This is a genomic window from Thiomicrospira sp. (genome assembly GCF_036568485.1).
Classification (GTDB): domain Bacteria; phylum Pseudomonadota; class Gammaproteobacteria; order Thiomicrospirales; family Thiomicrospiraceae; genus Thiomicrospira.
The window spans coordinates 1-9,863 of sequence record NZ_DATCSL010000041.1 but is presented as its reverse complement, the minus strand read 5'-3'; the positions used below and the strand labels follow the sequence as shown (position 1 = coordinate 9,863).

Genomic DNA, 9,863 nt, shown 5'->3' with positions numbered 1-9,863 from the left:
TGCGGCGGTCGCTTTATTCTGGTTGTACTATACAATCGTAGCCCAACAACTGCTGCCGCGCATGATAAAAGGCGAAACCCAATTGCTTGATGCTTTGATTGGTTTTCCTTTGGTGATCGCTTTGGCAATTGTGATTTATGCGATTGTCTATTGGTCAATTAAATGGCTAATAATCTTTATAGCCCCCCAGAAACTCACCTTACCACCTGAAGAACATGAAGAAGAATTTGACCCTTCGATTCAGGATGGTCAACCACCTGCAGATAAGCCTTAAATCTCATGACATTAACTGCTATTAAAGCTGAAATTAAACAGTTAGTTCGTTTGTCTTTGCCGATTTTCACCGCACAATTAGCCCTAACTAGCTTAGGTGTAGTGGATACGATTATGTCTGGCTGGGTTGGCGTGGCGGATTTGGCTGCGATCGGCTTGGGTTCAAGTGTTTTATTGCCGGTGTTTATTTTCACAACCGGTATTCTGCTGGCGATGACTCCCATGACAGCTCGATACCTGGGGCAAAATAAAACCCAACAGATTGGCTATAATTTAGTGCAAGGCTTATGGTTAGCCTTACCTTTAGGTATTGCCAGTATGTTAGTGTTAATGAATCCGCAAGCTTTATTACATCTACTGAACTTAACACCTAAGGTTTTTTCTTTAACCGAAGATTATCTATTTTGGGCTGCATTTGGTTTACCTGGAATTGCGCTGTTTCAAGTTTATCGTTTTTTTTGGGAAGGGCTCGGCATTACACTGCCAACTTTAACTTTAAGCCTAGGCGCATTATTTTTAAATATTCCGCTAAATGCCTTATTTATTTACGGCTACGGTCCAATAGAAGGTATGGGAGCCGTAGGTTGCGGTGTCGCGACTGCAATTGTAATGTGGTCTATGTTAGTTGGTGCTTGGGTTTATGTCCGTTTTTCGTGTAAAACACAAGCTTACCGCACAAAAGTCAGAATTTGGCCAAGCTGGTTAACGGGCTTTAAACCTATTTTGTTACTAGGTTTACCTATGGCTTTTGCATTGCTGTTTGAAGTGGGCATGTTTAGCTTTATTGTGTTATTTATTGCGCCGCTCGGAACTAGTGTAATTGGTGCGCATCAAGTGGCGATGAGCTTTACATCTTTATTGTTCATGTTGCCACTGAGTTTGGCTATGGCTATGACTGTTCGTGTTGGGTTAGCTTATGGCCAAGAAAACCGCGAAGCCTTACTTTGTAGTATTTATACCGGAGCAGGGCTGGCTTTGGTGTTTGGGATTCTATTGTCCCTGTCCACTCTGAGTTTCCGTGAAACCATTGTGGCTTTATATACCACTCATACTGAAGTCGTGCAGATCGCACTTGTCTTATTTTTATTTGCGGCGTCTTATCAGGTATTTGATGCGATTCAAGTCGCCATGGCCGGCGCACTCAGAGGTTTGCATGATACACAAACCACCATGTGGGTGACACTGGTTAGTTACTGGGGCATAGGCTTAGGTGGTGGGTATATTCTTGCTTTCTATAACCCGTTTGGTGAACCCATGGGTGTGTTTGGTTTTTGGCTGGGCATAGTATGTGGCTTAGCCATGGCAGCTGTTTTGTTAATATATCGCTTACGATGGATGATTCAACATGTTGAATTCAAACAATAATATTTCTAAATCATCGGATGATTGTTTTTGTGCTTCAGGTAAGTCTTATGCAGAATGTTGCCTACCTATTCATAATAAAACCCAACCAGCTTTAACCGCTGAAGCCTTGATGAGATCACGATTTAGTGCGTTCTGTTTAGGTTTAACCGATTATTTATTGGCTAGCTGGTGTGAAACCAGTCGTCCTGCCGAATTGGATTTAAGTGATCAACCTAGCTGGCTAAAGCTGGTGATTTATGAGACTCAAATGGGATCGAAAAATGATACGATCGGAAGCGTTGAGTTCGGCGCCTTTTATCAATATGGCGAACAACTTGGTGAAATGCGCGAAATCAGTCAATTTCAACGTAACTCAAATGGCCATTGGTGCTATCTTAGTGGAGAGGTTATTGAATAAACGCTGTTTTGTCTGTTTATTTAGATTGATTGGGATTTTCGTCTTTTCGGTTTTTAAAAAAACGGTATAAGCCGAACATAAGCAAACCAACAATTGTTACGCTGATAACCGTTAGACCTAACATGAGTAAAAGTGCATCGAGCACTTGTTCTAAAGTAATTGAAGCCATTTAAATTTCCATTTATTTTTTATGGCTTACATTCTACAATAAAAAACTTAATTCACATCACCATTGAGGCAGTTGGGAAGATTTTATGGCACAAACAATTTCAGAACTTGAGAAAGAGCGCGCCAAGTTGCTCGAAGCGATTGAAGCTCAAGCCAGTCAGATTTCAACGAAACGTACACCATCTTCGAGCGCGTCAAGCAATGAAGCGCGTCCACATACCCTTAACGATTGGTTAAACGCCGCGGAGCAAGTTATGCCTGTATCTCAAAATGCGTCATCGAGCAGTTCACGTGACTCTACAAGACAACAAAGCCGCCCAGCCTCAAACAAGCCGCCTATGAATACACCGAATAACAAGGTGTCTTTTTTTGGTGTGATTATCATGTTGTCTTTGCTGCTAACCGTGATTGGTGTGGTCTACATTGCTTACACGACGATTCAAAAAGATTTACAGCAAATGAGCAATATTCATAATGAAACGATCGAAACGATGGCTCAGCTGCAAGAAGATATGATCGCACTGCGTGAAACCGTTGAGCAGGGTGGCAACAGTGATGCTTTCGAAGAAGTGAACGCTCGTTTAGATCAATATGAGCAAGAACTAAGTGGTTTGAAGCACCTGCAAGCTAACATGCAGAACCAGCGCGCTCGTATCAACCCAAATGCCTTAAACGATGTCACTCAAACTTTAGAGCGCCAAATGGAGTCGCGTTTGCAGGGGTTAGTTGATCAACTTAAGCAGTCAGGCCTCGCTTTGGAAGCGTTAAACACGGATGAAACGCAACAAGAAGCAACTCAAAACGAGATGTCCGTAAATGAGCCGCAAGTAGCTGAACCCCAAGCCCCAAGTGTGCCGCGAATTGAAGAAAAGCTGGTACGTCTTGTTGAAACCAAATCCTCTCAGGAAGAAGGAGTCGTTTGGTTAAAGCAACAAACACCGGAACATTATGTATTGCAGCTTGCGAGCATGCAAGAACGTGCCGGCATAGAGAAAATTATTGCGGACAAAAACATTAAAAATGCGCAAATTATTCCGCAAATTCGAGATGGAAAGCAAAGTTATGTGCTTGTGTTGGGGCCATACAGCCAGCGTACACAAGCTAATCAAGCTTCGATTGAGGTGAAAGAAGAGACCAAAATCTCACCTTGGATCCGTCGAGTTCGCGATTTAAGTAACCGACTTGAATAACTTTAAACTTAACTTAAAATTCACACCCTGCAAGCCAGCTTGTTTCCAATTACTGGCTTGCAATTCAGCTTGATGAAACTCAGCAATCAACCGAGCCAAATATAATCCCAATCCCAAGTGCGTTTGTTCTGTCTGGTTAGGTGGTCGCATTGAGACCATGCCTTCAAAAATCTGTGATTCAAAACCAGTAGGTAATAGAGGACCGCAGTTAATCACTTCAATGCAAACTACACTTTCGGTATTGCTTAAACGAACTCGAATCGGACAAGCGGTGTTATTAAAAGACAAGGCATTATCGATTAACTTATCCAAAAGCTGTTCCAGCAAAAAACCATCGGCCTTGATAGTTAAATCCTGTTTGCTTAGTTGATCTTCAATCACGACCAGGCCTGGTGCCTGGCTAGTTTGCACATCAGTAAAGTAGTTGAGTAGTCTAGGCTTAATATTAAGTGGCATTAAATTATGATTTTGGATAGTTTGTTCGAGACTAGATGACTCAGATAAAGCTTGAATAATTTGCTGGAGTTGGCGCAAACTTTGTTGAGCTTGTTCAACCCTTGGATGCTGAAACTCCATGCTCAGTAGCTCTAGGGTTGCACTTAAGCGATTAATTGGATTATGCAGTTCATGGCGTAAACGGTTTGGTAATTGTTTTAGATAACGCTCATAACTGGCTATTTTCTCTATTATTTCCAATATTTCATGCCGCAATTCTGTAATTTCATCATCAAATGGTTCGGCACGTTTTAAAGCATGGGTTTGCCATTGACGTCGCTCTAAAACAAAACTTTGCGTCACATCTTTGCTTAAACGTATAATCCGATTGGATAAAGCACGTGAATACCACCAAACCCCGAGCAAAACCAATAGCATTAAAACACTGCCTAAACCCACCAAATAATGAAAGTGACGTAAGGTTTGATTAAAAACCGTCTCAATATTTTGTTCAAATACAATTGCTCCCATTTGTTGCTTGCTCAAATAAAGCGGGCTCGCTGACATTAAGCTTACTGGTTCACCTCGTTGATCCGTGCGGTATTGTTGACTGGATTGGCCTTCTAATGCCAACTTAATCAAAGTGTGTTCGGGCCTCTCACTTTGTGGAAACGGATAAGGTAAAACTTGACCAGACAGTCGACCGACTAACTCAATTAGTTGCGCTCCTAATTGTTCAAAAACTGGTATTGATTGTGGCTTCGGTTGCGCCAACTGTCCCATTACATAATTGGTTTGACCTTGTGGATTCACCAACCAAATTGAACTGGTTTGCAAATCCACATGCGATAAAACTTGTCCAGCTGCTTGAGTTTGCCCCCATAGATCAGGGCGATTTTCTAGAATGAGCGCTAAATTTTGTACCGTATGCTGATGTAAGCGTGCTTGATGTTCAAGTAAGAGATGTTGAAAATCCATCGCAAATCGATAGGCCAGCAAGGGTAATAAACCCAGCATTAATAACAGTAAAACTAAACGTCGACGAATCGTAAATTTAAAAACGGGTAGGTTTGGCAATATCATAAGGTTAGAGGCTTAAGTCAACGAATCCGTATCTCGCCAGCTATAACCCCTGCCGTATACGTTATGGATTTGGTCAAAATTGGGAGAATGTTGTTTAAAGGCTTGTCGAATTCGACAGATATGCGTATTAATTGTATTTCGTTCGACCACACCTTGGGTTGCGGCCTGTAGTTGCTGGTATGAAATGACTGAACCTGACGGTTGCTGCGCAAACTGTTCCAGCATTTCGAGTTCGGTAATGGTTAAAGCCAGCTGTTGATTTTGCCAATAGGCTTTTAGGTTGGGTTTATCTATGGTTAAACCAGCTAACTTACTGTTAAATTGAGTCGCGTTGTTTTCGGCAGAAGGTTTTGTCAGTCGCAAGATATTCATTACCTTGCGTTGCAACACCGCCAAACTTACCGGTTTAGGCAAATAATCAACCGCGCCTAAATCATGTCCGAGCATAATATCAAACTCGGATTGACGTTCAGACAGGAAAATAATTGGAATAGGGCGCTGATAGGATTGCAGCAGACGTGCTAAATCAAAGCCCGCATCTTGCTCCGAATCTAAGATAATGTCAGCTATAAATAAATCCGGCAGTTGCTGTTGAAAGCGATGTTCAACATCAGTTTTATTTTGGTAGGTTTCTAAAATGAGGTTCGGCTGCGTTAAAGCCGCACGCAAATTTTCAAGTTGCGTGCGGTCATCTTCAACAATCAGTACACGATAGGGTTCATGCTTTAATTGCATGGTCACCAGGCCTGGTTATTTAACAAACTGGAAATCTAAGATTTGCATATTCATAATTAAGCCGGCATCTTGAATTGGCAAAACAATTGCATCTTCATCTGATTCGTTATGGTGTGAATGCCACCAGCCTGGTGGGGTGATGAATACCGAACCGGCTACCCAGTTAGCGCGAATCGGATTTATAATCTGACCATTCTCATCTAATTCTTTTCCGATCATCGTATAGGTGTTTTCACCCGCCGACACACAATAATCAATCGCAATCGAATTATGACGATGCGGTTTTTGCACCACTTTTTTCGGCAACACATTATATAAAGACCAAAGTGTATGGGTTAAGGTCATGGTGAGAGGGAAATTAGGGTTAGACAATAAAATACCGGTGCGATTACGTCCTTCACCTTCTGCACGCACCCTAGCTAATTCTTCATGCAATCGTTGTTTAGTGTAAAGCACCGGCTCAAAACGTTGTTCTGTGGGTTGCACGCCTAAATAATTTAACAAGGGTGCGTCATGTACCCAATAAAGTGCTGAATCCGCTGTCGCACTGTGCAAGGCATCTGGTACCGCCGGTAATGTAAACAGATCACCTTCGTTCCACTCAATCGTGCCATGCTGCATTTGAGTGCGACCTTTACCACGAATTACATAAAACATTTGTGAGGTGGCTTTGGCATCGGTACGAATGCTAGTGCCTTCACTTATGCGAATAAAGTTCGCCATTAAATTAGGCGTGGTTGCATCGTAATGGGTTTGCAATTGCTCTTTTAGATCAAATGGAATAATGCGGGTTGCGCCGTCTTCATGCAAGCTATGTGGAAAATCAATCACATCAATTTTTGGCATGGGCGGGTTTACCGCTGACATATACTCTTTAAATTCCGCTTGATGTTGCCATTTTTGTTGAGCGGCTTGTTGAACTTGTTCGATTGGTTGTCTGTTCATCATGGGGTTGATCTCGCTATTTAAAGGGGATTGGTATTTGCGTGATTTAATGACCACTTATTACTAACGGAAGCGGTGCAGTTTTTTACGTTCGCTGGAAGAGGGGATGCCTAGCGCTTCACGATATTTGGCAATGGTTCGTCGCGCAACACTGATGTCTTTTTCTTCCAGTAATTCCATTAACTTGTTGTCACTTAGTGGTTTTTTAGCCTCTTCTTGTGAGATAAGTTCTTTGATATGCGCTTTAATGGCAATCGCAGATTGATCATCACTACCATATTGACTGACACCGGTAGAAAAGAAATATTTTAGCTCAAAGGTACCACGCGGTGTTTGAATATATTTTTGATTGGTGGCACGCGAAATGGTTGACTCATGCAGTTCTAAAACCTCAGCCACCTCACGTAACACTAGAGGTTGCATAGCTTGCTCGCCCTCTTCAAAAAACCGGTGCTGTTTTTCGACAATATAGCGCCCAACTCGGAGCAAAGTTTCGCCTCGGCTCTGCACGCTTTTAATTAAGCCGCGAGCTTCGAGTAATTGTTCTTTAATTTTGCGCGCTTGCTCAGTGTCGGTTAGCTTACTGGCTAAATCGATATAAGTTGAATTGACGGTTAAACGCGGAAAAGCATCGGCATTCAGCTCAACTACCCAGCCTTGACGCGAACGAAATAAACGCAAATCGGGCACTACAATATCGGCTTGCGTAACAGAAAACTCACGGCCAGGGCGTGGATTAAGAGATTGGATACTACGCAGTAACTCATCAAGTTGACTGTCGTCTAGGCCATAGACCTTCTTAATACGTTTGTGATCGTGATAAGACAACCAATCAAAATGCTCTTCAATCAGTTGCTTAGCTGTGACAAAGTAGGGTGTTTTAGGCAAAGACTTAAGTTGTAAAAGTAAACATTCCTGTACTGATCGCGCGCCCACACCAGAAGGTTCAAACTGTTGAATAATCTCAAGCACAGTTTCGACATCTTTTTGGCTGACTTTGATTGATGGCTCGTTTTGCTGGATAGACTGGAGTAGTGATTCAAGTGAGGCATGTAGATAGCCTTCATCATTAATTTCATCGATTAAGAAGGAAGCAATGGTGGCAAAGCTTTCCGATGGCCAAGCATAAATATCAGCTTGCCAATTGAGATGGCTATGTAAACTTACTTGTTCCGCCGTGTAGTTCTCGGGAGCAGTATATTCATCAGAATCTTGCGAGCTGCTCGTTTGGGAGGAAGAAGGGGTAGTTTGGCGATCACTATATAAATCATCCCAAGTGTAGTCTGCGCTGTAGGCGTCATCGGCATGATTTACATCGTCATTAATATCGAGAGCTTTTAAATCACTATCTGAAGCAAGTTGTGTGTTATCTGAATCTTCGGAGGCGGTTGAGTCGTGTGATTCATCTAAATTATCCAGATCATCAACCAACTCATCCTCAACCTCAAGCATAAAATTGGTTTCAAGCGTCGCTTGAATCGTCTGCTGAACCTCTAGGGCGGAATACTGTAAGATCTTAATTGACTGTTGTAGCTGGGGCGTCAATTTAAGCTGTTGGCCAATATTTATTTGTAAACCTGGCATCATTGCCATCTACAAACACTCCTTTAATTCATCATAGTAATCTGGGGTTATTTTAACAATAAAACCCAGACAAACGACGCAGACTAAGTATCAAATTCACCCCTAAAGCAGAGAGTTGCCGATATAATAATCGAAAACGAATAAAAACGTAATGACAACGTTAAAAAGACTTAGGAGGATACAGAAATGTCAATCAAACTTGAAGCAAAGCAACTTGTTGATCAACTCGATGAAAATGCAAATTGGGACGACTTGGTACGTGAACTGATTCGTCAACGCAAAATCACGATAGGAATGCGTGATGAAGAAATTCAACAAGCTGAAGAATTAACCACCTCCGATGCAAATGCTATCATGGCGCGCTTAAACTCAAGTAACTCTTTGCCTGACGATATGCGTAACACTAACAAGTACAAGCCAGGGAATGCCACAACCTTTGGTATGGTGGCCGGTATTTTAGCCATTGTATTCGTGGTGATTCCGCCGATTTCTTGGGTGGCAGGTGTCACTGCATTTGTGGCGGGTATTTATGGTGTAATTAAGAAAGAAGAAAAGGCTTGGATTCCGATTTTGCTCGCGATTGTTTCTTTATTTGCGTATTTTGTAATCTAAACTCAACACTGCAAACTCTTAAAAACCAGCTAAAACCAAGAAAGCTTGGTTTTAGCTGGTTTTTTTGTTTGTGTACAAATGCGCAAGTTGCTAGAGAACAGCCATTTTTTATAAAACAAAGCACACAGACATTAGCTTAGTTAAATTTGTATAGTTAACAAATAGATAGTCACTTAATAACGAACCGTCTCACTTCGAAGTTACTTTATTATTGTTCGCATAATGTATATTATGTTAAATTCAATAAATGTTAAAAATAACCTAATATAACCTATAGCAAATACGGCCACCCTACATCGTTATCAGCTAAAAAAGATAAAGACGGGATTATTATTGGCTAAGAAAATAGCTCTGTTACCGTTTCCGATGGTCTCGCAACCAGCGCACGCTCACCAATCACCACAATTGGTCTCTGAATCAGTTTTGGATGATTGCTTAAAATCTCTAACCAGGCCTGGTGATCGCGTTCATCATTCACGTTTAAGCCCATCGCTTGAAACAATACTTCGTTAGTGCGAATAATATCGGTCGCCTGACAATTCAATAATTGGCATAACTGGTTAAGTTCATCAACACTCGGTGGTGTTTCTAAATAACGTATTTCTTCGACTTGATAACCATTAGCGTGCAATAAGGTTAAAGCACCTCGGCTTTTTGAACACATGGGGTTATGGTAAATGCGGGCTTGTTTGGCTGTCATAAACCTATCCTTGATCTTTTTATTCTTTTTTCTCTTTATCTAAACGCTTGCTTAAGGCTGATTCAACCGCATCTAGCCGCGATTTGCAAACCTGATAGGCACGGCTGGCATCATCAACCATGGGGACTAACTGGTCGATATCCACTTCTTCCGCATGCGTTAATTGCTCGGCAATTTCTTGCAGGCGTGCATAGTTTTGTTTGAAGCTTTCTGCTTTTGCGGATGCTTTGGTTTGTACTTTAGCCGTCATAGTGACTGGACTCCTGATTAAATGAAACTCTTAATTCTTAACTGGCTGCACCTGAACCGTGCCATCTTGAAACTCAACCCCAAATTGATTTAAGGATTGTGCTTGTGCGGCACTTGAAATTGGGGC

The 9,863-nt window shown here is 41.8% G+C and carries 12 protein-coding genes; 5 read left to right on the top strand and 7 right to left on the bottom strand.

The window, feature by feature from the left end; translation table 11 throughout:
- The 3 genes from VIM91_RS04090 to VIM91_RS04080 form a co-directional block, all read left to right on the top strand.
- The coding region (locus VIM91_RS04090) for a hypothetical protein (protein WP_331863547.1) at positions 1–274 on the top strand (274 nt) is incomplete at its 5' end.
- A 5-nt stretch (positions 275–279) separates the two neighbouring features.
- On the top strand, positions 280–1,638 hold the full coding sequence (locus VIM91_RS04085) for an MATE family efflux transporter (protein ID WP_331863546.1): 1,359 nt from the start codon (positions 280–282) through the stop codon (positions 1,636–1,638).
- A complete protein-coding gene (locus VIM91_RS04080) occupies positions 1,619–2,035 on the top strand; it encodes a YchJ family protein (RefSeq protein ID WP_331863545.1) in 417 nt (138 codons plus the stop codon). Before VIM91_RS04085 ends, VIM91_RS04080 begins: the two co-directional genes overlap by 20 nt.
- A 16-nt stretch (positions 2,036–2,051) precedes the next feature.
- Here the strand turns inward: VIM91_RS04080 and VIM91_RS04075 are convergent, their stop codons facing one another.
- The gene (locus tag VIM91_RS04075; RefSeq protein WP_331863544.1) at positions 2,052–2,204 is read right to left on the bottom strand and encodes a hypothetical protein; all 153 of its coding nucleotides are present in this window, start codon (positions 2,202–2,204) and stop codon (positions 2,052–2,054) included.
- Between the two features lie 85 nt (positions 2,205–2,289).
- Here VIM91_RS04075 and VIM91_RS04070 point away from each other — a divergent pair, with 85 nt between their 5' ends.
- The gene (locus tag VIM91_RS04070; RefSeq protein ID WP_331863543.1) at positions 2,290–3,393 is read left to right on the top strand and encodes an SPOR domain-containing protein; all 1,104 of its coding nucleotides are present in this window, start codon (positions 2,290–2,292) and stop codon (positions 3,391–3,393) included.
- Here VIM91_RS04070 and VIM91_RS04065 read toward each other — a convergent pair.
- The 4 genes from VIM91_RS04065 to VIM91_RS04050 are packed head-to-tail and all read right to left on the bottom strand — an operon-like array spanning position 3,373 to position 8,184.
- Positions 3,373–4,911, bottom strand: a complete 1,539-nt coding sequence (locus VIM91_RS04065) for an ATP-binding protein (RefSeq protein ID WP_331863542.1) — start codon at positions 4,909–4,911, stop codon at positions 3,373–3,375. The two genes, VIM91_RS04070 and VIM91_RS04065, sit on opposite strands and share 21 nt — an antisense overlap.
- 12 nt (positions 4,912–4,923) lie before the next feature.
- The gene (locus tag VIM91_RS04060; RefSeq protein WP_331863541.1) at positions 4,924–5,646 is read right to left on the bottom strand and encodes a response regulator transcription factor; all 723 of its coding nucleotides are present in this window, start codon (positions 5,644–5,646) and stop codon (positions 4,924–4,926) included.
- A 15-nt stretch (positions 5,647–5,661) separates the two neighbouring features.
- On the bottom strand, positions 5,662–6,594 hold the full coding sequence (locus tag VIM91_RS04055) for a hypothetical protein (RefSeq protein WP_331863540.1): 933 nt from the start codon (positions 6,592–6,594) through the stop codon (positions 5,662–5,664).
- A gap of 60 nt (positions 6,595–6,654) precedes the next feature.
- Complete coding sequence (locus tag VIM91_RS04050) at positions 6,655–8,184, bottom strand: RNA polymerase factor sigma-54 (RefSeq protein ID WP_331863539.1); 1,530 nt, start codon at positions 8,182–8,184, stop codon at positions 6,655–6,657.
- A gap of 177 nt (positions 8,185–8,361) precedes the next feature.
- Here VIM91_RS04050 and VIM91_RS04045 point away from each other — a divergent pair, with 177 nt between their 5' ends.
- Positions 8,362–8,787, top strand: a complete 426-nt coding sequence (locus VIM91_RS04045) for a hypothetical protein (protein WP_331863538.1) — start codon at positions 8,362–8,364, stop codon at positions 8,785–8,787.
- Positions 8,788–9,124: 337 nt separating this feature from the next.
- On the opposite strand, the gene arsC is transcribed toward VIM91_RS04045, so the two are convergent.
- Together arsC and xseB are read right to left on the bottom strand one after the other, a co-directional pair.
- Positions 9,125–9,487 (bottom strand): arsenate reductase (glutaredoxin), encoded by a 363-nt coding sequence (gene arsC, locus VIM91_RS04040; RefSeq protein WP_331863537.1) that lies wholly within the window; start codon positions 9,485–9,487, stop codon positions 9,125–9,127.
- Positions 9,488–9,506: 19 nt separating this feature from the next.
- The gene (gene xseB, locus VIM91_RS04035) at positions 9,507–9,737 is read right to left on the bottom strand and encodes an exodeoxyribonuclease VII small subunit (RefSeq protein ID WP_331863536.1); all 231 of its coding nucleotides are present in this window, start codon (positions 9,735–9,737) and stop codon (positions 9,507–9,509) included.
- Positions 9,738–9,863 lie beyond the last annotated feature (126 nt).